The 22,709-nt window shown below is 71.2% G+C and carries 20 protein-coding genes and 1 tRNA gene; 15 read left to right on the forward strand and 6 right to left on the reverse strand.

The genetic code is table 11. The features are described 5' to 3' along the window. Positions 1–528: UTP--glucose-1-phosphate uridylyltransferase (locus AC3RJ6_RS11275; RefSeq protein ID WP_491427170.1), on the forward strand; the 528-nt coding region annotated here is incomplete at its 5' end. A 9-nt stretch (positions 529–537) separates the two neighbouring features. Here the strand turns inward: AC3RJ6_RS11275 and AC3RJ6_RS11280 are convergent. Then, positions 538–2,226, reverse strand: coding sequence for an MFS transporter (locus AC3RJ6_RS11280; RefSeq protein WP_491427171.1), 1,689 nt, complete (start codon positions 2,224–2,226; stop codon positions 538–540). Then, positions 2,223–3,260 carry a glutaminase A gene (glsA, locus tag AC3RJ6_RS11285; protein ID WP_491427172.1) on the reverse strand — a complete coding sequence of 346 codons (1,038 nt, stop codon included), beginning with the start codon at positions 3,258–3,260 and terminating at the stop codon, positions 2,223–2,225. The genes AC3RJ6_RS11280 and glsA overlap by 4 nt, the downstream gene beginning before the upstream one ends. A 169-nt stretch (positions 3,261–3,429) precedes the next feature. Here glsA and AC3RJ6_RS11290 point away from each other — a divergent pair, with 169 nt between their 5' ends. Further along, on the forward strand, positions 3,430–4,362 hold the full coding sequence (locus AC3RJ6_RS11290) for a cytochrome b/b6 domain-containing protein (protein ID WP_491427173.1): 933 nt from the start codon (positions 3,430–3,432) through the stop codon (positions 4,360–4,362). Positions 4,363–4,590: 228 nt separating this feature from the next. Here AC3RJ6_RS11290 and AC3RJ6_RS11295 read toward each other — a convergent pair whose 3' ends face one another. Together AC3RJ6_RS11295 and AC3RJ6_RS11300 are read right to left on the reverse strand one after the other, a co-directional pair. Beyond that, entirely contained in the window at positions 4,591–5,358 is a 768-nt protein-coding gene (locus tag AC3RJ6_RS11295) for an ankyrin repeat domain-containing protein (RefSeq protein ID WP_491427174.1), read from the reverse strand. Next, the gene (locus AC3RJ6_RS11300) at positions 5,351–6,028 is read right to left on the reverse strand and encodes a FadR/GntR family transcriptional regulator (RefSeq protein WP_491427175.1); all 678 of its coding nucleotides are present in this window, start codon (positions 6,026–6,028) and stop codon (positions 5,351–5,353) included. Before AC3RJ6_RS11300 ends, AC3RJ6_RS11295 begins: the two co-directional genes overlap by 8 nt. A 116-nt stretch (positions 6,029–6,144) precedes the next feature. On the opposite strand from AC3RJ6_RS11300, the gene AC3RJ6_RS11305 reads away from it, so the two are divergent. The 7 genes from AC3RJ6_RS11305 (at position 6,145) to AC3RJ6_RS11335 (ending at position 14,865) form a co-directional block, all read left to right on the forward strand. Further along, positions 6,145–7,242, forward strand: a complete 1,098-nt coding sequence (locus AC3RJ6_RS11305) for an amidohydrolase family protein (RefSeq protein WP_491427176.1) — start codon at positions 6,145–6,147, stop codon at positions 7,240–7,242. Positions 7,243–7,333: 91 nt separating this feature from the next. Then, the gene (locus tag AC3RJ6_RS11310; protein ID WP_491427177.1) at positions 7,334–8,962 is read left to right on the forward strand and encodes an ABC transporter substrate-binding protein; all 1,629 of its coding nucleotides are present in this window, start codon (positions 7,334–7,336) and stop codon (positions 8,960–8,962) included. Between the two features lie 3 nt (positions 8,963–8,965). Further along, positions 8,966–9,916: an ABC transporter permease gene (locus AC3RJ6_RS11315; RefSeq protein WP_491427178.1), complete on the forward strand. Its 951-nt coding sequence runs from the start codon at positions 8,966–8,968 to the stop codon at positions 9,914–9,916. Next, on the forward strand, positions 9,913–10,803 hold the full coding sequence (locus tag AC3RJ6_RS11320) for an ABC transporter permease (protein ID WP_491427179.1): 891 nt from the start codon (positions 9,913–9,915) through the stop codon (positions 10,801–10,803). Before AC3RJ6_RS11315 ends, AC3RJ6_RS11320 begins: the two co-directional genes overlap by 4 nt. Beyond that, positions 10,800–11,651, forward strand: coding sequence for an ABC transporter ATP-binding protein (locus tag AC3RJ6_RS11325; protein WP_491427180.1), 852 nt, complete (start codon positions 10,800–10,802; stop codon positions 11,649–11,651). The genes AC3RJ6_RS11320 and AC3RJ6_RS11325 overlap by 4 nt, the downstream gene beginning before the upstream one ends. Beyond that, positions 11,648–12,481: an ATP-binding cassette domain-containing protein gene (locus AC3RJ6_RS11330; RefSeq protein ID WP_491427181.1), complete on the forward strand. Its 834-nt coding sequence runs from the start codon at positions 11,648–11,650 to the stop codon at positions 12,479–12,481. The genes AC3RJ6_RS11325 and AC3RJ6_RS11330 overlap by 4 nt, the downstream gene beginning before the upstream one ends. A gap of 161 nt (positions 12,482–12,642) precedes the next feature. Then, positions 12,643–14,865, forward strand: coding sequence for a transglycosylase domain-containing protein (locus AC3RJ6_RS11335; protein WP_491427182.1), 2,223 nt, complete (start codon positions 12,643–12,645; stop codon positions 14,863–14,865). A 21-nt stretch (positions 14,866–14,886) separates the two neighbouring features. On the opposite strand, the gene AC3RJ6_RS11340 is transcribed toward AC3RJ6_RS11335, so the two are convergent. Further along, positions 14,887–15,525, reverse strand: a complete 639-nt coding sequence (locus AC3RJ6_RS11340) for an MBL fold metallo-hydrolase (RefSeq protein ID WP_491427183.1) — start codon at positions 15,523–15,525, stop codon at positions 14,887–14,889. A 147-nt stretch (positions 15,526–15,672) separates the two neighbouring features. On the opposite strand from AC3RJ6_RS11340, the gene AC3RJ6_RS11345 reads away from it, so the two are divergent. Beyond that, positions 15,673–15,745, forward strand: a tRNA-Glu gene (locus tag AC3RJ6_RS11345). Between the two features lie 146 nt (positions 15,746–15,891). Here AC3RJ6_RS11345 and AC3RJ6_RS11350 read toward each other — a convergent pair. After that, on the reverse strand, positions 15,892–16,608 hold the full coding sequence (locus AC3RJ6_RS11350) for a TIGR00645 family protein (RefSeq protein ID WP_491427184.1): 717 nt from the start codon (positions 16,606–16,608) through the stop codon (positions 15,892–15,894). A 212-nt stretch (positions 16,609–16,820) separates the two neighbouring features. On the opposite strand from AC3RJ6_RS11350, the gene AC3RJ6_RS11355 reads away from it, so the two are divergent. From AC3RJ6_RS11355 to AC3RJ6_RS11375, 5 genes are all read left to right on the forward strand, one after another. Further along, positions 16,821–17,858, forward strand: coding sequence for a TerC family protein (locus tag AC3RJ6_RS11355; RefSeq protein WP_491427185.1), 1,038 nt, complete (start codon positions 16,821–16,823; stop codon positions 17,856–17,858). Positions 17,859–18,002: 144 nt separating this feature from the next. Next, positions 18,003–18,875: a PP2C family protein-serine/threonine phosphatase gene (locus AC3RJ6_RS11360; RefSeq protein ID WP_491427186.1), complete on the forward strand. Its 873-nt coding sequence runs from the start codon at positions 18,003–18,005 to the stop codon at positions 18,873–18,875. Next, on the forward strand, positions 18,868–20,184 hold the full coding sequence (locus tag AC3RJ6_RS11365) for an FHA domain-containing protein (protein ID WP_491427187.1): 1,317 nt from the start codon (positions 18,868–18,870) through the stop codon (positions 20,182–20,184). The genes AC3RJ6_RS11360 and AC3RJ6_RS11365 overlap by 8 nt, the downstream gene beginning before the upstream one ends. Then, positions 20,181–21,875, forward strand: coding sequence for a serine/threonine protein kinase (locus AC3RJ6_RS11370; protein ID WP_491427188.1), 1,695 nt, complete (start codon positions 20,181–20,183; stop codon positions 21,873–21,875). The genes AC3RJ6_RS11365 and AC3RJ6_RS11370 overlap by 4 nt, the downstream gene beginning before the upstream one ends. Next, complete coding sequence (locus AC3RJ6_RS11375; protein ID WP_491427189.1) at positions 21,872–22,591, forward strand: FHA domain-containing protein; 720 nt, start codon at positions 21,872–21,874, stop codon at positions 22,589–22,591. Before AC3RJ6_RS11370 ends, AC3RJ6_RS11375 begins: the two co-directional genes overlap by 4 nt. Positions 22,592–22,709: the final 118 nt, after the last annotated feature.

The following is a 22,709-nucleotide window of genomic DNA, read 5'->3' on the forward strand; positions in this document are numbered from 1 at the left end:
GTGGGTGATGAGCCGTTCGCGGTGCTGCTGGGTGATGACATCATCGACGCCCGTGATGAGTTGCTGACGCGGATGCTGGACGAGCAGCAGAAGCGGGATGCGTCGATCGTGGCGTTGTTGGAGGTGGATCCGGATCAGATCCATTTGTACGGGGCGGCGCAGGTCGAGGCGACCGATGACCCCGATGTGGTGCGGATCACGGGCCTGGTGGAGAAGCCCGCTCGTGAGGTCGCGCCGTCGAACTACGCGGTGATCGGCCGGTACGTGCTCAAGCCCGAGGTGTTCGGGGTGCTGGCAGAGACGGCGCCGGGCAAGGGTGGTGAGATCCAGTTGACCGACGCGTTGATGACGATGGCGGAGGACGTCGCGGGCACGGGTGGGGTGTACGGGGTCGTGTTCCGGGGTCGCCGGTACGACACGGGCGACAAGCTCGACTACATCAAGGCCGTGATCCAGCTCGCCGTCGACCGCGACGACCTCGGCCGAGACCTCAAGCACTGGCTCATCGACTACACCGCCCGCCTCTGAGTCCCGGCGTCAGTCGTCGCCGCCGACGGCCGCCATCGGGTCGGGGATCTCCTCCGGCTTGTACTTCGGCAGGCGCGAGGCGGGCAGCGCCGCGAGCGCGCTGAGGCCCGCGAGCACGAGGAACCCGAGGCGCAGGGTGTTGAGCCGCTCCTCCTCGTTGATGGCGACGGCCGCGTCGACCTGCTCGGGCGTCGCGCTCGTCTCCTCGAACGTCGCGCGCAGGTCGTCGTTGCTGACGAAGTTCACCTGGCTGAGCCCGACCTCGGCCTTCAGCTCGTCGGGGATCTCGGGGTGCTCGACCGCCGCCTGCGTGAAGTTGAGCGTGAGCATCGTGACGAGGAGCGCCCCCATGAGCGCGGTGCCCACCGCGCTCGCGAGGTTCTGCGTCGTGCCGCGGATGGAGCCGACGTCGCCCGCGAGCTCCTTCGGCGCCGCGGTCACGAGCACGTTGAACACGAGCGTCACGAGCGCGCCCTGGCCGATGCCGAACACGATGAGGCCTGCGATCGTGGGCACCGTCTCCCAGTTGTTCGTCACGACGAACGCGAGCCAGACGAGCGCCGCCGTCGTGAGCCCGAACGCGAACAGGGCGATCGTGCGCGGGCTGTGGCGACGGTAGAAGCGCACGATGAGCGTCGCGGTGACGAACACCGTGAGGTTGAACGGCATCATCGCGAGCGACGTGTCGAACGGGGTGCGGCCCTGCACGACCTGGATGTACGTCGGCACGGTGAAGTTCACCGCGGCCTCCATCGCCACGATGATGAACATCGCGTAGACCGCGGCCCGCTCGGTCGGTTCGGAGAGCACGCTGAGATCGACGAGCGGCACCCGGCCCAGTCGCATCCGGCGTTTGGTCCACATGAAGAACCCCTGGCCGAGGATGAGGCCGACGACGACGAAGACGGGCGCGGGGGAGAGGCCGAGCACCGAGAACGGCGCCCCCGGCCCGGCGAGCAGGATGCCCCACGAGTTGAGGTTGTTGAAGCCGAGCGTGAGCAGCACGATCGCCGCGCCGATGAGCGCCGACGCGACGAGGTCGATGCGGATGCCCTTGTCGCCCCGGTCGCCGCGCAACCGGAAGCTCAGCGCGAAGACGGCGATCGCCAGCCCGAGCGTGATGAAGAAGACGGGGCGCCACCCGACGAGCGTGCCGAGCGTGCCGCCGATGAGGAACGCGCTGATGCCCGAGAACGCCCGTGCCGAACCGAGCGAACCGACCGCCGTCGCCTGCTGGTCGCCGCGGTAGTTCTCGGCGATGAGGGCGACGAGCGCGGGCACGATGATGGCGGCGGATGCTCCGGCGAGCACCTGTCCTGCGATGGCCCAGCCGATCGACGTCGACAGGATCATCATGATCGACGAGACGGCGAACACCGCCACGACGATGCGGAAGATGAGCACCCAGCCGACGCGCTGGCCGAGCTTCGCACCCGTCATGACGAGCGCGGCGACGGCGAGGCCGTAGACGACGATCGTCGTCGACGCGACGGTCGGCGGCACTCCGAAGTCCTCGACCATGCCGCCGAGTGAGATCGGGAGCGCGGCGACGTTGAACGACATGAGCACCTGGGCGAGGAAGAGCCCGACCATCGGCGCCCACGAGCGGCGCTCGCCCGCGTGCGGCGCCGGCCCCGAGGCATCCGCCCCGTTCGTATTCATCTCGGGCGCGCCGGTGGGGTGTGCAGAGCTGGTCATCGCGGGGCTCCTTCGTCGGTTGAGACGGGCAGCGCGACCGAGGGTCGCGGATCCGAGGCGAATAGGTTGAGGCCGAGTGCGCGCGACAGGAAGGCGCAGGCGCGCTGGCCGCGCACGCTGTTGCCCGCCGGGTCGAGCCGTGGCGAGAACGCGCCGACCGCGCCCTTGCCGGGTGCGACGGCGACGATGCCGCCCGCGACGCCCGACTTGGCCGGCAGGCCGATCTCGAAGAGCCACTCGCCCGAACGCTCGTACATGCCGCACGATGCGAGCAGGGCGAGGGTGTCGCGCGCCGTCCCGGCCGAGACGACCCGTTCGCCCGTGATCGGGTTGACGCCGCCGTCGGCGAGCGTCGCCCCCATGACGGCGAGATCGCGGGCGGTCACGGCGAGCGAGCATTGCCGGGTGTAGACGTCGACCGCCTCCGCGGGGTCGATCGCGAGTCGGTCGTAGCTCTGCAGCAGCCGGGCGATCGACTGGTTGCGGTGGTTCGTGAATGACTCCGACCGGTAGACCTCGCCGTCGAGCGCGAGCGGCCGGCCGGCGAAGCGGCTGAGCCCGTCGCGCACGAGCTGCCAGCGCTCGTCGGCGTGGCCGGCGGGCACGAGTGCGGTCGTCGCGATCGCTCCCGCGTTCACCATGGGGTTCATCGGGCTGCCGCCGTTGAGCTCGATCGCGACGACCGAATTGAAGGCGAGGCCCGTGTTGTTCACCCCGATCACCTCGTGGATCGCCTCGTGTCCGATCAGGTCGCAGACGAGCGCGAACACGAACGCCTTCGAGATCGACTGGATCGAGAACGCGACCTCGACGTCGCCCGCGAGGTGCTCGCTGCCGTTCGCGCCGACGACGGCGAGCCCGAACCACGCCGGGTCGGCCTCGGCGAGGATCGGGATGTAGTCGGCGACGACGCCCTCGTCGAGTCGCGCGTACCGGGCGTGCGCGGTCGCGACGAGCTCGTCGACGTCGGCCGTCGACGGCAGCGACCCGGTCGAGCTCTGCTGGGCGACATCACGCACATCGGCTTCGAACATGTCCTCACTCTGGCGTCCTGAGGCCGCCCGGGCGGGCATTCATCGCCGTCATCGGCCGAATCCGTGCCGTCGAACGTCACGTGACGGCGCGAAGTTGCGCGGCCCGCGGGCCTTTGTCACGCTGAGAGGCGTGCCCTCATCCTCGCGCTCCGGGTCACGGGGCCTGTCCGTGAAGCGCGCGCTCCTGTACGCCGGGGGCGCCGTCGTCCTCTTCGTCGTCGCCGTGCTCGTCGCCCGCGCCCTGCGCACGCTCCCGGGCGTGCAGGACTTCATCGCCGAGTACCCGGGGCACAGCCCGCTGCCCGAGGGGGCGCCGGTCGGCATCCCGGCCTGGCTCGCGTGGCAGCACTTCTTCAACGCGTTCTTCCTCGTGATGCTCGTTCGCACCGGGCTCATCATCCGGTCGAAGGCCCGCCCGCCCGCGTTCTGGACCCGTGACAACACCCGCTGGCCGCGCACCGACGGCGCGCCCCGCCGGATGGGCATCTCGGTCTGGCTGCACCTCGTCGTCGATGCGTTCTGGGTGCTCAACGGCCTCGTCTACATCGTGCTGCTCTTCGCGACCGGGCAGTGGGTGCGCATCGTGCCGACCAGCTGGGAGGTCGTGCCGAACTCGATCTCGGTCGTGCTGCAGTACCTGTCGCTCGAGTGGCCCGTCGAGAACTCGTGGGTGTCGTACAACGACGCGCAGGTGCTCGCCTACTTCGCGGTCGTGTTCGTCGCGTCGCCGCTCGCGATCGTCACGGGGCTCCGCCTCTCGCCGGTCTGGCCGATGCGGGGCGCCCTCTCGAAGGCGCCGCCCGAGCGCTTCGCGCGGGCGCTGCACTACCCCGTGATGCTGTTCTTCCTGCTCTTCACGGCCGTGCACGTCGTGCTCGTGCTGACGACCGGCGCGCTGCGCAACCTCAACCACATGTACGCCGCCCGCGAGGGCGACGACTGGGTCGGCTTCGCGGTGTTCGCCGTGTCGCTCGCCGTGATGGTCGGGGCGTGGGTGCTCGCGAAGCCCCTCCTGCTCGCGCCCGTCGCCGAGCGGTTCGGTCAGGTCAGGCGGATGCCGCAGGCCCCCGCCGCGCCGGCGCGCAGCGCGACCCGGGGCTGACGCGGGGCGCGCCGATCGCCCATCTCGTTCGTCGAGCGTGCACTCGTCGCCCGGAATCGGGCCATTAGTGCACTTTCGCGGGCAGGGCGAGGCGCGCCTTCGGGGCGCGTTGCGTCGAGCGTGCACTCGTCGCCCGGAATCGGGGCCAGGAGTGCACGTTCGGCGGGGGTTCGCGGGAGGCGGGCGCCGGCCACGAGGCATCCGCCCCAGGAGCCGCGCCGAGCGGGATCAGCCCGCTGAATCGATCTCCGCGACGATCGCGTCGTAGCCGCGCAGCTCGGCGAGCCGACGGGGGAGCACGCCGTCGCCGTCGGGGATCGACGGGTCGGCACCGGCCGCGAGCAGCAGCCGCACCGTCTCGACGTGCGCGTCGTCGCCGTTGCCGAGCACGATCGCCTCGTGCAGCGCCGTCCACGCGAGGTTGTTGACGTGGTTCACGGGCACGCCCGCCTCGAGGAGGATGCCCACCGTCTCGACGTGCGCGTGCTCGCTCGCCGGGATGAGCGCCGTGCCGCCGTAGCGATTGGTGCTCGTCGGGTCGGCGCCGTGCTCGATCGTGAGGCGGAGGAGGTCGTTCAGCCCCTCGGCGCCCGCGTAGAGGAACGCCGAGTCCTCGATCCCGTCCTTCGCGTTCGGGTCGGCGCCCGCCTCGAGGAGCGCGCGCGCCACCGCGACGTCGTTCGCGCGCGTCGCGGTGACGAGCACGGGGCGACCCTCGCCGTCACGCGCGTCGACGTCGGCGCCGTTCGCGATCGCGCGCTCGACGCCCGCGAGGTCGCGCGCGGCGGTCGCGGAGACGACGAGGGCGGTCGCCTCGTCGACGGTCATCTCGGGGGTGGGCACTGCGGTCTCCTCTGCGGTCGGGGCAGTGGCGCGCGGCGTGGACGATGCGGTCACCGGCGCGGGCGGGGCGGAACCTGCTGCGCAGCCCGCGAGCGTGCCCGTGACGACGAGCAGGGCGACGGCGACGAGCGGTACGCGTCGGACGTCAGCCATCGAGCGAGCGCTCGGTCTGGTCGAGCACGCCGAGCGCCGCGGCCGTCGCCGCCTCGGCGTCGGCGGCCTCGATCGCGCGGAGCAGCTGCTCGTGCAGGTCGACCGCGCTCGGGTCGGCGTTGTTCGACAGGCACGAGTTCTGCGCGACCGAATGCCGCAGCGAGGCGTCGAAGCTCGCGTAGATGCCGACGAGCAGGCGATTGTGCGAAGCCGCGGCGACGCCGACGTGGAAGGCGACGTCGTGGTCGGCGAACGCATCGACGTCGTTGCGGTCGATCGCCGTGCGACGGAGCACGAGCTCTTCGCGCAGGGCCGCGATGTCGTCGTCGTCGCGGTGCGTCGCCGCTTCGGCCGCGGCGAGCACGTCGAGGGCGCGACGCACGGCGAGCACCTCGCGAGCGTCGGCGTCGCCGAGCGCGCGGCGCAGCGCCACCTCGGTGGCGTCGCTCGCGATGACGTACGTGCCGTCGCCCTGCCGCGTCTCGAGCAGGCCCAGCTGTGCGACCGAACGCACCGCCTCGCGCACCGAGGGGCGGCTCACGCCGAAGGTCTCGGTGAGCTCGGCCTCGGTCGGGATGCGGGTGCCGACGGGCCATGCCCCGGTCGCGATCTCGGACTGCAGGCGATCGACGACCGAGTCGACGATGGACCTTCGCTGGATGGGTTTCACGATTTCCATTCTCTCGATCTTCCGCTTCCGGGGGAATGTATGGTTATCATACATCTTACAAATCCCACGCGGCTCGGAAGCTTCCGTCCGCCCCACGGACAAAGGAGTTCGTTCGCATGACCGACGCGACCGCGACGACGGCCGAAGCCGTCGACGTCCACCGCACGGCGACGGGCATCGTCGCCGCCCCGGCGCTCGTCGACGCCCACATCCACCCCGACAAGTCGAGCTGGGGCGGTCCGTGGATGTCGCGCCGCCGTGCCGCCTCGCTGCCCGAGTTCATCGCGAACGACCTCGCGACGCAGCGCTCGTACACCCGCAGCGTCGAGGAGCGGGCCCACGCCCTCCTCTCGACCGCGGTCGAGCAGGGCACCCTCGCGATGCGCGCCCACGTCGACGTCTCGAGCGAACTCGGCACCATGAACGTCGAGGGCGTGCGCGCCGCGGCCGAGCGCCTCGCCCCCTGGCTGACCGTGCAGATCGTCGCCTTCCCGCAGTTCGGACTGCTGACGAACCCCGGCACGATCGACGCGATGGCCGCGGCGCTCCAGACGGGAGCCGACCTCGTCGGCGGGATCGACCCGCTGGGGCTCGAAGGCGACGTCGACGGCCACCTCGACGCGGTCTTCGGACTCGCCGAGCGCACGGGCCGCGACGTCGACATCCACCTGCACGATCGCGGCGAGCCGGGCCTCGCGCAGATCCGCGAGATCGCGAGGCGTGCCCGCGCGGCCGGCATGCAGGGCCGCGTCACCGTGAGCCACGCGTTCGCCCTCGGCGACGACGCGCTGCCGACGCTCGGTGCGACGCTCGACGCCGTCGCCGAGGCCGGCGTGTGGATCGCGAACTGCGCCCTCGGCGACGACCCCGTGCCCGACCTCGACCTGCTCGAGCGCCACGGCGTGCGGCTCGTCGCCGGCAGCGACGGGGTCCGCGACTCGTGGACGCCGTTCGGCTCGGGCAGCATGGTCGACCGCGCGCACCTGCTGGCCTACCGCACGGGCGCCATGACCGACGCAGAGCTCGAGCGGTGCTACCGCATCTGCTCGACCGAGGGGGCGAGCCTGATCGGCCTGCCCGACCTCGCCGGATACTCCGGACCGGAGCATCCGACCCGTCTCGAATTCTCCGGCGAGTCGATCGCGCAGATCGTGGTCGACCGCCCGGGCCCCGCCGCGGTGTTCCGCGACGGGCGCCGGCTCGACCGGCCCTGAGCCGGCCGGGCACCGCTCCACCACCTCCCAGCCCACCCGACGCACCATCCGCACCACCCGCAATCCGACACGACGACAAAGGAGTTCCCCCGTGTTCCGACGCCGTATCACCCTCACGGCCGCCGCCCTGGCGGCCGCGAGCCTCACCCTGGCCGGCTGCACCGCGCAGTCGACCGAGAGCGACGAGGCGACGCTCAGCGTCGACCTCGACAACCTCGCCACCACCACCGAGGCCGGCACCGCGCCGGTCGACGACCTGAAGTGGAACCTCCCGTACGAGCCGATGTCGCTCGACCCGCAGTTCGGCTACAACTACGCCGAGAACACGGTCACCGCGAACCTCTGCGAGAGCCTGCTGCGCATGAAGCCCGACTTCTCGGTCGAACCGGGCCTCGCCTCGGGCGTCACGCAGCCCGACGACACGACCGTCGTGTACACGATCCGCGACGGCGTCACCTTCTGGGACGGCACCCCGCTGACGGTCGACGACGTCGTGTACTCGCTCGACCGCCAGGTCGGCGAGACCGCGACGAGCTACTTCTCGAGCTACTTCCAGAACGTCGAGTCGGTCGAGGCGACGGGCCCGAACGAGGTGACCGTGAAGCTCACCCAGCCCGACGTGCTGTTCACCCAGGCCATGGCGACCGCCGCCGGCGCGATCGTGCAGAAGGCCGCGGCCGAGGCGCAGGGCGAGGCGTTCGGCACGCCCGACGGCGGGCTGCAGTGCACCGGCCCGTTCTCGCTCGAGGCGTGGAACTCGGGCAAGAGCATCGACCTCGCGGCGAACCCCGGCTACTGGGACGGCGGGGCCCCGCTCGCCTCGAGCCTCAGCTTCAGCTTCATCGCCGACGAGTCGACCGCGGTCAACGCGCTGCGCACCGGTGAGGTCGACGGCCAGTACTTCTACCTGCCGCCGGCCGGGCTCAGCCAGCTCACGGACAGCGACGACGTGACCGTCACGTTCGGCGACTCGCTCGTGTTCTGGACCATGATGACGACGAACTTCGACGGCGGCCTCGGCGACGACCGCATCCGCCAGGCGCTCTCGCTCGCGATCGATCGCGAGGCGCTCACGAAGGTCGTCTTCCAGGGCGCCGGGATCCCCGCCGCCACCCTCGCCGGCCCCGCGTACTGGGGCTACGAGGAGGAGAAGTTCTCGAAGGCGTTCGACGAGTTCTCGGCCGACCCCGACATCGAGGAGGCGAAGCAGCTCGTCGCCGAGGTCGGCACGGTCGCCCCGATCGTGCTCGCCGTGCAGGGCAGCTCCGCCGTGCACGAGCAGACCGCGAATGTCATCCAGGCCGCCGGCCAGGCCATCGGCCTCGACATCCAGACCAAGGTGATCCCGGTCGAGCAGTTCGGCAACCTCTACTTCGACCCGGCCGCGCGCGAGGGCATCGACGGCTTCTTCACGACCCAGTACGGCAGCTTCGCCGACCCGACCGACGTCTACCAGATGTTCGCGAGCACCGACAGCCACAACTACGCCGGATGGGACCACGCCGACGAGGCGATCTTCGCCGCGCGCGCCGAGACCGACGAGGCCGCCCGTGCCGACCACGTGATCGACGCGCAGCAGACCATCACCGACGAACTGCCCTGGCTGCCGCTCGCCTACGAGCCGGTGACCCTCGTGCAGAACGACCGCATCTCGGGTGCGACCGCCTCGTTCGCGTACCTCTACGCGCCGTGGGCGGCGACGCTCGGCGGCGTGGAGTAACCCATGTCGGTCGGCGCCTACATGTTGCGACGCGTGGGCGGGCTCATACTCGTCCTGCTCGTGACCTCCTTCCTCGTCTTCGGGCTGCTGTACCTCGCTCCGGGGAGCCCGCTGGCGTTCATCCTCGGGCCGCGCGGCGGAACGCCGGAGCAGATCGCCGCCGTGACCGAGCAGTACCACCTGAACGACCCGTTCCTGGTGCGCTACGTGGCCTGGCTCGGCGACATCCTCCGCGGCGACCTGGGGTACTCGATCGTGTACCGGCAGGACGTCTCGACCCTGATCTCCGGCCGGGTCCCCACGACGCTCGTGCTCGTGTCGATGGCCGCCGTGATCATCGCGGTCGTGGGCGTGCTCGCCGGAACCTACGCGGCACTGCGTCGGGGATGGGGCGACCAGCTCACCTCGTCGCTCGCCGCGATCGGGCTCTCGACGCCGTCGTTCGTGGTCGGTGTGGCGCTGATCAGCATCTTCGCGGTCACCCTCGGCTGGTTCCCGACCTTCGGGTCGGGAACCGGCGGGATCGACACGCTGTACCACCTCACACTGCCCGCGATCGCGCTGTCGGTCGCGAGCGCGGCGTACCTCGCCCGCATCACGCGGGCGGCGGTACTCGAGGAGAGCGGGCGCGAGCACGTGCAGACGGCGACGGTGCGCGGGCTCACGCCCAGGTACATCGTCCAGCACCACGTGCTGCGCAACTCGCTCGTGCCGATCGTCACGGTGCTCGGGCTCACGATCGCGACGCTCATCGCCGGCGCGGTCGTCGTCGAGAACGTGTTCGCGCTCGACGGGCTCGGATCGCTGCTGGTCCGCGCGATCCTGCAGCGGGACTTCGCGGTCGTCCAGGCGGTCATCCTCGTCCTCGTCGTCGCGTTCGTCGTCGTGAACGCGGTCGTCGACTTCCTCTACACGTTCATCGATCCGCGCATCGCGCTCGGGAGCCGGCAATGACCACCCCATCCACCACGAGCCTCGCCGTCGCGCGCGTGACGCGGGTGCGACGCCGATCGGGCCTCGTCACCTCGACGCGCGACCGGCTCGGCGCCCTCGGCTGCACGGCGGCGGCCATCCTCGTCGTCATCATCGTCGCCGCGGCGCTCGCCCCCGTCGTCGCGCCGTACGATCCCGACTTCCCCGACCTGCTGGCGGCGCTCGGCGCACCGTCGCCGGCGCACCTGCTCGGCACCGACGCACTCGGCCGGGACATCCTGTCGCGGCTGATCTGGGGCGCGCGCATCACGCTCGCGGGCCCGGGCCTCGTGATCCTCATCGCGACCGTCGTCGGCGTGCTGCTCGCGCTCCTCGCCGCCTGGCGGGGAGGCCGCACCGACACGGTCATCACGTGGCTCCTCGACGTGCTGTTCGCGGTGCCCGGCATCGTGTTCGGGCTCATCGCGGTCGCGATCTGGGGACCGGGCCTCGGCACGGTCGTGGCCGGCCTCTCGATCGCCTACATCCCGTACGTCGCCCGTGTCGTGCGCGGCGCGGCGCTCCGCGAGCGGAACATGCCCTACGTCTCGGCGGCGTGGCTGCAGGGCCAGTCGGGCACGGGGATCACCTTCACCCAGGTCCTGCCGAACGTGCAGCCGATCGTGGTCGCGCAGGCGGTGTCGTCGCTCGGGTTCGCGGTCATCGACCTCGCGGCCGTCTCGTTCCTCGGGCTCGGCGTCCAGCCGCCGACCGCCGACCTCGGCCTCATGGTCAAGAGCGGCTTCGACTCGATGCTGCGCGGCCACCCGATCGAGGCCATCTCGGCCGGTGCGCTCATCGTCCTCATCGTCTGGTGCGTCACCGTCATCGGCGACCGACTCACCTCCAGTGCAAGGAGCCTTCGATGACCACACCGCTGCTGCGCCTCGACGGCGTTCGCACGACGCTCCGGCTCAAGGGCGTCGAGCAGACCCTCCTCGACGGCGTCTCGTTCGAGATCGGCGAGGGCGAGGCCCTCGGCCTCGTCGGCGAGTCGGGCTCGGGCAAGTCCCTCACCACGCGCGCGATCACCCGCATGCTCGGCCCCGAGTTCGCCGTCGCCGGCGAGATCGACTTCGACGGCGCATCCGTGCTCGGCATGAACACCGCGAAGCTGCGCAAGTACCGGTCTCGCGACGTCGGCATGATCTTCCAGGACCCGCGCGCCCACGTGAACCCGGTGCACCGGGTCGGCGACTTCCTCACCGAGGCGCTCGTGCAGGAGCGCGGGGTCGACCGGCGCGAGGCCGAGCGCCGTGCGGTCGTGCTGCTCGACGAGGTCGGGGTGCGCAACCCCGAGCACCGGCTGCGCCAGTACCCGCACGAGTTGTCGGGCGGGCTGCTGCAGCGCGTCATGATCGCGAGCGTGCTGCTCGCCGAGCCGCGGCTCATCCTCGCGGACGAGCCGACCACCGCGCTCGACGTGACCGCGCAGTCCGACGTCATGGCCATCCTCGACGAGCAGCGCCGCGCCCGCGGGCTCGCGCTCCTGTTCATCACGCACGACCTCGAGCTCGCGGCCGCCTGCTGCGACCGGCTCGCGGTCATGTACGCCGGCGAGATCGTCGAGCAGGGCTCGCACGTCTACGACGCGCCGACCCACCCGTACACCGTCGAGCTGCTCGGCGCGCGGCCGAGCATCGAGGAGCGCGTCGACCGGCTCCCGGTGCTGCGCTACAACCGTCAGACCCACGAACTCCTGAAGGCGGAAGCATGACCGACCGGACCGAGCCCATCGTCGTCGCACGCGGGCTGCGAAAGGTGTACCCGGGGCCCACGAAGGACGAGCCCATCGTCGCCGTCGACGAGGTGTCGTTCGAGCTCCATCCGAACGAGTGCCTCGCCATCGTCGGCGAGTCGGGGTCGGGCAAGACGACCGTCGCGCGCATGCTCGTCGGACTCGAGAAGCTCACCGCCGGCGAACTCTCGGTGCGCGGCGAGTCGCGCGCCGGGGGAGTGAAGCGGCTCGCCGACCGCCGCCGGTGGGCGCGGGAGGTGCAGTACGTGTTCCAGGACCCGTACTCGTCGCTGAACGGGCGGCAGCGGATCGGCGACATCATCGAGACGAGCGTCGCCCTGCACGCGGGGAGCGGTTCGGGCCGGCGCGGTGCCGCGCGCACGACCGCGCTCGAGATCCTCGAGAGCGTCGGCCTCGGCGAGCAGTTCGCGTCGAAGTACCCGCACCAGCTGTCGGGCGGCCAGCGGCAGCGCGTCGCGATCGCCCGCGCGCTCGCCGCGGACCCCGCGGTGATCGTGCTCGACGAGGCGGTCGCCGCGCTCGACGTGTCGATCCAGGCGCAGATCCTGAACCTCCTCGCCGACATTCGCGCCCAGCGCGAGATCAGCTACCTGTTCATCTCGCACGACCTCGCCGTCGTCAACCAGATCTCGGACCGGATGATCGTGATGGAGCACGGCCTCGTGGTCGACGCCGGCGAGACGGCGGCCCTCCTCGCGAACCCCGTGCACCCGTACACCCGCTCCCTGCGGGCCGCCGTCCCGCGGCCGGGTTGGCGGCCGGTGCGTCGCGAACGACTCGCCTCGTAGGCGCCGCCGTACCCCGTCCGACACGCGGCCGGCCAGTGCTTGACCAGCCCGGCCGGCTGCGGTGTCATTGAGTGACAGCGCGGATCGGTTCCGCTCGCATCCGCCACGGTGAACGCATTGCTTGGGGGTGCGTCGGGGTGCAGTCGTCGAAGCCGCGCAACATGCGCAACCGTGATTTCGCCGAGACGCGCACGCCCGCCGGCGTCCTCGGCGGGCTCGTCGGACTCGTCGCAGCCAGTGCCGCCGCCGCTGCGCTCGTGGTCGTCGCGGCCACGCCCGCGATCGCCATGGTCGGCCTGGCCGCGAGCGGCACGATCGGCATGTTCGACAGCCTGCCGAGCTACCTGCAGATCGGCGAGCTGAGCGAGAAGAGCAACATCTACGTCGTGCGCGCCGACGGGCGGCCGAGCCTCATGGCCTCCTTCTACGACCAGAACCGGGTCGAGGTCGGGTGGGACGCGATCGACCAGGACGTCAAGGACGCGACGATCGCGAGCGAGGATCCGCGGTTCTACGATCACGGCGGCATCGACCTGCAGGGCACCCTGCGTGCGGCCGTCACGACGGCGAGCGGACGCGAGACGCAGGGCGGCTCGTCGATCGCGCAGCAGTACGTGAAGAACGTCAGGGTGCAGCAGTGCGAGCTCGAGCTCGACGAGGCGGCGCGCGACGGTTGCTACGACACCGTCACCGAGACGACGATCGACCGCAAGGTGAAGGAGATGCGCCTCGCGATCGGCGTCGAGAAGCGCTACAGCAAAGACGAGATCCTGCTGGGCTACCTCAACATCGCCGGCTTCGGCGGCACCGTGTACGGCATCGAGGCCGCCGCGAACTACTACTTCGGCACCCCGGCGTCGCAGCTCAGCCTGCCGCAGGCGGCCTCGCTCGTCGCGATCGTGAACAACCCCGAGAAGTTCCGGCTCGATCGGCCGTCGAGCGAGACCAACGGCGCCGAGAACGGCTACGCCGCGAACCACACGCGGCGCGACTACATCCTGAAGCGGATGCTGCACCTGGGCAAGATCACCCGCGACCGCTACGACGAGGCGATCGCGACGCCCGTCGAGCCGAAGATCACCGAGCCGAGCACGGGCTGCCAGACCGCCAAGACGGGCGCCTACTTCTGCGACTACGTCAAGAACATCCTGCAGACCGATCCGACGTTCGGCGACGACGCCGACACCCGCATGATGAACTTCCGCCGGGGCGGCTACGACATCTACACGACGCTCGACGTCGACGTCCAGGCGGCCGCGGTGCGGGCGATCGCCGAGAACGTGCCGATGACCTACCCCGGCTGGGATCTCGGCGGCGTGGTCGTGAGCGTCGAGGTCGGCACGGGCCGCGTGCTCGCGATGGCGCAGAACAAGCGGTACAGCCAGGATCCGGAGGTGCTCGCCTCGGGACCCCAGTACACGAGCATCAACTACAACACCGACTACGCGCAGGGCGGCTCGAGCGGCTTCCAGCCAGGGTCGACGTACAAGGTCTTCACCCTCGCGCGCTGGCTGCAGGAGGGGCACGGACTCTCGGAGCGCGTCGACTCCCGCCCCCGGTCGAACTGGGGCGTGTTCCGCGACAGCTGCCTCGGCGACTACGACGTCTCGGGCGAGAACTGGAACCCGAAGAACGACGACAACGAGTCGGGCGGCGGCTACACCGCCCTGCAGTCGACGATCAATTCGATCAACACGGGCTACCTCGGCATGGCGAAGGAGCTCGACCTCTGCGGCATCCGCAAGGCCGCCGAGGCGTTCGGGATGCACCGGGCCGACGGCACCCCGCTGCAGGAGAGCCCGTCGACGGTCATCGGCACGAACGAGATCGCACCGCTCAGCCTCGCCGTCGCGTTCGCGGGCATCGCGAACAACGGCGTCACGTGCACCCCGATCGCGATCGATCGCATCGTCGGCCGCGACGGCAAGGACCTGACGCCGCCGAAGAGCACGTGCACGCAGGCGGTGGCCCCGGAGGTGGCGGCCGGAATGCACTACGCGCTCTCGCGGGTCATGACCGACGGCACTGCGCGGGAGTCGAACAACAACACCGTGCCGCACGTGCCCATGATCGGCAAGACCGGCACGACCGACGGTGCGAAGGACACGTGGATGGCGGGTGCGAGCACGAAGGTGGCGACGGTCGCGGCCGTCGTGAGCGTGAACGGCGACGCCAACCAGCGCGGCATCTGGTTCGACTCGGGTCGTGCGGCGGAGGCGCGCCATCGCATGTGGCCGATGGTGATGTCGGTCGCGGCCGCGAAGTACGGCGGAGGCGTCTTCACCGAGGCTGGACCGGGGCCCGTCATCGAGCCGCCCCCGGGCGTCGGCGACGAGGACGGCTCGGGCAGTACCGACGAACCCGACGACGACGAGGACGACTGAGCCGCGTGCGGCGGCCGCCGCTCAGAAGTCGAGCGTGTCGCCCGGCTCGAGCGGCAGGAACTCGCCGCCGTGCTGTTCGACCGCCCAGGTCAGGCGGGTGTTCGCGAGCGCCTTGCCCGCTCGCGAGAGCAGCATCTCGTGGGTCGGGAAGGCGCGGCGCGGTGCGACCGCCTCGACGTAGTCCATCGAGTCGGCGAGCTTCATCCACGGCGCCCCCGCCGGTGCGGCGAGCACGTCGACCGCGACCCCCTCGGGTACGGCGAACGAGTCGCCGGCGTAGTAGAGCGCGTCGTTCACGAGCACGCCGACGTTGTCGATGATCGGGATCGAACGGTGGATGAGGGCGTGCTCGCCGCCGAAGAACCGCAGCCGGAACGGACCGACCTCGACCTCGTCGCCCGCGTCGACGACCTCGACGGGGTACTGCTCGGCCGTGGCCGCGACACCGGCGGGGCCGAAGATCCGCACCTCGGGATTCTGGTCGATGATGCGATCGAGCTGGTCGGGCGACCAGTGGTCGTCGTGCTCGTGGGTGATGACGACGGCGACCGCGCCCGCCGACTCCGTGACGGGCGTCGTGAACACGCCCGGATCGATGTAGAGCTTGTCGCCCGAGTCCTCGATGACGAGGGCGGCGTGTTCGAGTTTGGTGAGGCGCATGCCTCGAGCCAACACCCGTGCGGAGCGCCCCCGCAAGCCCGTCGCGACCCTCGCGCGCCTCGATTTGGAAACCGCCCGAAACGTGTGTCATACTCTTCGAGTTGCCGGAAACGGAGCGAGAAGCCGAAAGGATCTCCTCTGCACAACGGCCCCATCGTTTAGCGGCCTAGGACGCCGCCCTCTCACGGCGGTAGCGCGGGTTCAAATCCCGCTGGGGTCACGATCGGCAACACGACAGAACGCCCTCGCGAAAGCGGGGGCGTTCGTCGTTTCCGGGGCCGCCATCGCGCCGGCCCCGGAGACGGCGGATGCCTCGGAGCGTGTGCGCTCCGAGGCATCCGCGTCGTACGGCCGGGTCCGGGCGCGTCAGCGCACGGGCTCGAGCCGCTGGTCGGGTGAGGAGCCGTCGGCCGCGCGCGCTGCGCCGCCGTCCACGGGGGCCGGCGGGTTCGGCACGGCGACGCCGTCGTGCGTCTCGCCGGCGGTGACCTTGTGGTACGACATGCGGTCGATCCAGGCGAGCGCGACCGCCGAGAGGATGAACGTCAGGTGGATGAGCACCTGCCACATGACGCCCTCGCCCGTGTACGTGTCGCCGGTCGTGCTCTCGGCGTCGGGGCTGCCGAGGTCGCCGACCTCGATGAAGGTCTTCAGCAGGTGGATCGACGAGATGCCGATGATGGCCATCGCGAGCTTCACCTTGAGCACGTTCGCGTTGACGTGCGAGAGCCACTCGGGCTGGTCGGGGTGGCCGTCGACCCGGATGCGGGAGACGAACGTCTCGTAGCCGCCGATGATCACCATGATGAGCAGGTTCGCGATCATGACGACGTCGATGAGGCCGAGCACGATGAGCATGACGTCGGCCTCGTCCAGCACGTGGCTCTGGTCGATGAACACGCCGTCGACGAGGTGCCAGAGCTCCTTGAGGAACACCCACACGTAGACCGCCTGGGCGACGATGAGGCCGAGGTACAGGGGAGCCTGCAGCCATCGGCTGGCGAAGATCGCGTAGCCGATCACGGCGGAGCCGGGGGTGGTGGAGTACGGATCGGGGTTGACGGGCGTCGTTCGGGCGCTCAAGTGCTCTCCTCGGTTCGCGGGGTTCGAGTCTACGTGGGCGTCCCGTCCGCTAGACTCGCCTGAGCGAAGGGGAGTATCCCGCGGGGCGAGCGCCCCGGTCCACGATCGTCAGTACGAGCGCCGATGCAGCCGCTCCGGTCGTGGGCGCGGCGACAGCCGCGAGGGAGAGACTTTCGGGCCCTGTCGTACCCTGAATCCCCGAAAGGCTGAACGTGCTCGAACTCCCCATCTGGTTCGAAGTCGGCTCGCTCGTCGTGCTGACCCTCATCCTCCTCGCCGACCTGCTGCTCGTGCTCAAGCGCCCGCACGTGCCCTCGATGAAGGAGTCGACCCTGTGGGTCGTCTTCTACGTCGTGCTCGCGCTCGTCTTCGCCGGGCTCATGTACCTCTTCGCGGGCGGTGAGTTCGCCGGGCAGTTCCTCGCCGGCTGGCTGACCGAGTACAGCCTCTCGATCGACAACCTCTTCGTGTTCGTCATCATCATGGCGAGGTTCTCGGTGCCGCGGAAGCTGCAGCAGGAGGTGCTCATGGTGGGCATCATCATCGCGCTCGTCCTGCGCGGCGTCTTCATCCTGCTCGGCGCCTCGCTCATCGAGAACTTCAGCTGGATCTTCTACATCTTCGGCGCCTGGCTCGTGTGGACGGCGATCCAGCAGGTGCGCGGCGACCACGAGGACGACGACTCCGAGACCTTCGTCGTGCGGATGCTGCGCAAGCGCGTCCGCCTCACCGACGAGTACGACGGGGTGAAGCTCCGCACGACGATCGACGGCAAGCGCTTCTTCACGCCCATGCTGATCGTGTTCATCGCGATCGGCACGACCGACCTGCTGTTCGCGCTCGACTCGATCCCCGCGATCTTCGGCATCACGCAGTCGGCGTTCATCGTCTTCACCGCGAACGTCTTCGCGCTCATGGGCCTGCGCCAGCTCTACTTCATGCTCGGCGGCCTGCTCGAGCGCCTCGAGTACCTCAAGTACGGCATCGCGTTCATCCTCGCGTTCATCGGCGTGAAGCTCGTCTTCCACGCGATGCACGTGAACGAGCTGCCGTTCCTCAACGGCGGCGAGCCGATCGAATGGGCGCCCGAGATCTCGACCTGGATGTCGCTCGGCGTCATCGTGCTCGCGATGCTCGTGGCGACGGTCGCGAGCCTCGTGAAGGCCCGCGTCGACGCGAAGCGCCGCGGCCACACCCTGATGGAGGAAGTGCCGCACTTCACCGACGACGCCGAGCGCACCGGGCGCTGAGCCCGGTCGCCGAGGCTCGCGGGCCGGTCGCATTCTCCACAGGAGCAGGCGTCCGGCCCGCGGACTTGCTACCGTTGTCGGGCGACGCCTCGGCGCGTCGCTCGGGCTGCCGTCCCGACCGCCCCCGCCCTACCGAGGAGTTCCGTGCCAGGTGATGCCGAGGGCGTCGTCGCCCTGACTCGCGGCTCAGCGCTCATCGCGCACTCGGCCCGCACCGACATCGGCAACGTCCGCAGCGTCAACGAGGACGCGGTCTTCGCCGAGGCGCCCGTGTACCTCGTGGCCGACGGCATGGGCGGTCACGCCCGCGGCGACGCGGCGAGCCAGGCGGTGGTCGAGACGTTCCGCCGGCACATCGAGCCGGGCACGCCGCCCTCGCCCGAGCAGGTGCTCGACGCGATCCACAGCTCGAACGACGCGGTGCGCGCGCTCAGCGACGACGGCGACGAGGGCACGGCCGTGGCCGGCACGACACTCGCCGGGGTCGCGCTCGTCGACGCGGGCGACGCCGGCGGGTTCCACTGGATGGCCTTCAACATCGGCGACTCCCGCATCTACTCGTGGGACGGCCGCTCGCTCCAGCAGATGAGCGTCGACCACTCGGCGGTGCAAGAACTCGTCGACGCCGGGCTGATCAGCCCCCAGGACGCCGAGCGCCACCCCGAGCGCAACGTCATCACTCGTGCGCTCGGCGCCGACGACCTCGTCGAGCCCGACGTCTGGCTTGTGCCGGCCGCGGGCCGCCAGGTCTTCCTCATCTGCTCCGACGGCCTCACGAAGGAGCTCGCCGACGATCGCATCGCCGCGATCCTCGCCGGCGACGCCGCGCATCCGTCGGGCATGGCCGGCGAACTGGTCGAGGCCGCGCTCGCCCACGGCGGCCGCGACAACGTGAGCGTCGTCGTCGTGGAGTCGTCGATCGGCGGGGAGGCCGACGACGACGACGCGACGCGCGATCGGGCGATCGAGGCGGTCGAGGAGACGAGACCACGAGAAGAGGGGGGTCGCGATGCCTGAGTATCGCGCAGACGTGCAGGGCGACGCGGTCGCGGCGGTGCGGGCGGGGGCCGCGCTCATCGTGTCGGGTCCGTCGGCCCCGTCGATCGCGACCGACCTCTGGCCGGCGCTCGCGCCCGACTCGTCGACCGAGGTGCTCGAGCGGCTGACGGCCGACGGGCTGGGGCGCACGCCCGACTTCGCGCTCGCGACCTGGACGGGCGAGGCCGGCGCGCTCGGCACCGTCCGCATCATCGTGCGCGGCGCCTTCGAGGTCGTCGCGGGCGACGCGGTCGTCTCCGGGGCGGCCGTGTCGACCTGGGCCGAGCGAGTCGTCGACGGCGCCGAGCGCATCGTCGTGACGGCGGCGGGCGTCGGCGCGGATGCCGCGTGGCTGCCGATCCTCGACGGCGTCGTGCCGACCGCGGCGATCGCGGTGCCGCACGCCGACGGGTCGGGCGCGGCGTCGGTGCGCGGCGCCGAGACGTCGGCCACGGCCGGCGCCGGGCGGCCCGTCGGCCGGGTCGCGCCCGACGCATCCGCGGCCGAGGCGCCGAAGACCGCACCGACCGTGCTCGCCCCCGCACCGTCGGCCGTCGTGCCGGCCGCCGAGGGCGCGGCGCCCGGCGCACTGCTCGCCGCCGAGCCGGTCGCCGTGCCCGAGCCGTCCGCATCGGCCGCCGCGGAGTCGCCGGCGCCCGAGCACACGATCGCCCCCGTCGAAGACACGATCGTCGAGGAGACGATCGTGGGCGCCTCGGAGTTCATCACGCCGCCCGCGGCGACCCACGCCCACGCCCACGCCGACGCCGAGACCGACCTCGACGAGACCATCGCACGCCCGGCCGGCGGCGAGATCGTCTCGCCCCCGATCGGCGACGGCGACCACGACGGCCTGACGGTCGCGAGCGCCGACATCCGGCGCCTGCGCGCCGAGCGCGACGCATCCCGCCCCTCGCCCGCGCCCGCGCCCGTCGCACCCGAGGCCGCCCCCGAGGTGCGGCTGCGCATGCCCGACGGCAGCTTCGAGCCGCTCGTGCACGAGATCGTGCTCGGACGCGCGCCGAGCGTCAGCAAGGTCGCCGGCGGGCGCCTGCCGCGCATCGTCACGATCGGCCAGGGCGACGCCGACATCTCGCGCAGCCACGTGCGGCTCGCGCTCGAGGGCGGCACGGTCGTCGTGACCGACCTGCACTCGCGCAACGGCACGCTCGTCGTCGCGCCCGGCAAGCCGCCCGTCAAGCTGCGCGCGGGCGACCCCACTCCCGTGCTCATCGGCACCGTCGTCGACCTCGGCGGCGGCTGGACCATCCAGGTGGTCGGCGAATGATGCGCCGCGCTCCGTCGACCCCGCCCGACCTGCCGGGCTACTCGTCGCTCGGCCTGCTCGGCTCGGGCGGGTTCGCCGACGTCTTCCTCTACGAGCAGAAGCTTCCCCGCCGCAAGGTCGCGGTGAAGGTGCTGCTCACCGAAGAGCTCGGGCGCGACACGCGGGCGCAGTTCGTCGCCGAGGCGAACCTCATGGCGCAGCTGTCGGCGCACCCGTTCATCGTGACGATCTTCCACGCCGACGTCTCGGCCGACGGCCGGCCGTACTTCGTCATGGAGTACTGCTCGGGGCCGAGCCTCGCCGAACGCTACAAGCGCGAGCCCTTCTCGGTCGAAGACGCGCTGCGCACGGGCGTGCGCCTCGCGGGAGCCATCGCGACCGCGCACGCCGCCGGCATCCTGCACCGCGACATCAAGCCCGCGAACGTGCTGACGAACGACTACGGATGGCCCGCGCTCACCGACTTCGGCATCTCGTCGAACCTCGAGGGCGAGCTGCCGGTGCACACGGTCACGGCGGCGGAGCTCGGTGCGACCGGCTCGGGCTCCGGCCAGTCGGCCGTCGGGCTGAGCGTGCCGTGGTCGCCCGCTGAGATGTTCGAGGACGACCCGAAGCCCGACACCCGCAGCGACGTCTTTTCGCTCGCGGCGACCGTGCACACGCTGCTCGCGGGGCGCACCCCGTTCGAGATCCCCGGCCGGTCGAACGGCTCGCTCGATCTCATGGGCCGGATCGAACGCGGCGCGATCACGCCGATCGGGCGGCCCGACGTGCCGGCGAGCCTCGTCGCAGTGCTCGCCAAGGGCATGGCCGTGCATCGCGCCGACCGCTATCCGAGCGCGGTCGAGTTCGCCCGCGCCCTGCAGCGGGTCGAGCTCGAGCTCGGCTACGCCGCGACGACGATCGAGGTGCCGAACCTCGGTGCCGACCGCGCGGTCGCGCCCGTCGACGACGACGCCGACGCCACGCGCGCGCGCACCGTGCAGACGGTCGAGGCCCAGGCGCCCCGGCCCGCGCCGACCGCGATCGGCGCGCCGCCCGCAGCGCCGCCCGTCGCGGCATCCGCCCCGGCGCAGGCGGCCCCGGTCGACGACGACCGGACGCGCGCCCGGATGCCGCAGCAGGTCGTTGCGCAGCCGCAGCGCCCCGCGGCCGTCGTCGACGACGCGACCGTGATCCGCGGTGCGACGTCCGCGGCGCCGGCCGCTCCCGCTGACGCGACGATCGTCCGCCCGCGCTCGAACGTCGCCGAGGCGCCCGGGGCCGCGGCGACCGAGACGCGTGCGCCGCGGAGAGGACGGGTCGGGGCGATCATCGCCGCAGCCGCCGGGGTCGTCATCGTCGCCGTCGTGGGCATCGCGATCGCGCTCGCGGGCACCTTCGCGGCGCCCGAGACCGAGCCGACGCCCGATACCGACGAGCAGGGCGCCCTCATCGAGCAGACGGTGCCCGCGCCGAAGGTCGAGTACGCGGGGTCGGAGGGCGCCTCTGCGGTCTTCGAGGTTTCGCACGATCGCGCAGAAGAGGGCGACCTCTACCGATGGGAGCGCGTCGACGGCGCCGGCGACACCCAGGTCACCGACCGGTCGCCGATCACGGTCGAGAATGCGGGTGGGGGTGTCGTCTGCATCGATGTCGAGGTGCAGCGCGGCAGCAAGACGTCGGAGCCAGTGAGGGGATGCTCGGAATGAGGCCGTTGCGCGTCGAATACTGCGGGGAGTGGTACACCGTCGAGGCCGGGGGAGATCCGTTCACGATCGGCCGTGACTCCGACCTCACGATCGACGAGAACCCGTACCTGCACCGCACGTTCCTGACGTTGTCGAGCGAGTACGGCCTCTGGTGGTTGTCGAACGTGGGCCAGCTGCTCTCGGCGACCGTCTCCGACGCCACGGGCAGCGTGCAGGCCTGGGTCGCGCCGGGGGCGAAGCTGCCGCTCGTCTTCCAGACCGTGCACGTCATGTTCAGCGCGGGCGCGACGACGTACGACTTCACGGTGCACGCCGAGGAGGACTTCTACAACACGTCGCTCACGGCGACGCCGGCCGACGGCGGCACGACGGTGATGCCGGTGACCCTCACGACGAGCCAGCGCCTGCTCGTCGTGGCGCTCGCCGAGCACGTGCTCGCCCAGCCGGCCGCCGGGCGTGCTGCGGTGCCGACCTCGGCCGAGGCGGCCGCCCGGCTCGGCTGGAGCATGACGACGTTCAACCGCAAGCTCGACAACGTGTGCGAGAAGCTCGACCGCATCGGCGTCGACGGCCTCCGCGGCGGTCGCGGCAAGCTCGCGACGAACCGGCGGGCGCGGCTCGTGGAGTACGCCGTCGCGACTCGTCTCGTGAGCGCCGACGATCTTCCCCTCCTCGATCGGGCGACTCCCGACGTCGACGACGCCGCGAAATCCTGACGGCCGTCGCGCGGTCGGCCATGGGGATCGCTCCCCATGTGATCGTCGGACGGCCCGTGTTAGCGTGTACCCCGTTGTGGGGGTCGGTCGGCCCAGTCCAAGTCCGCAGTGAGCCCGG

This window comes from Agromyces cucurbitae, assembly GCF_058349945.1.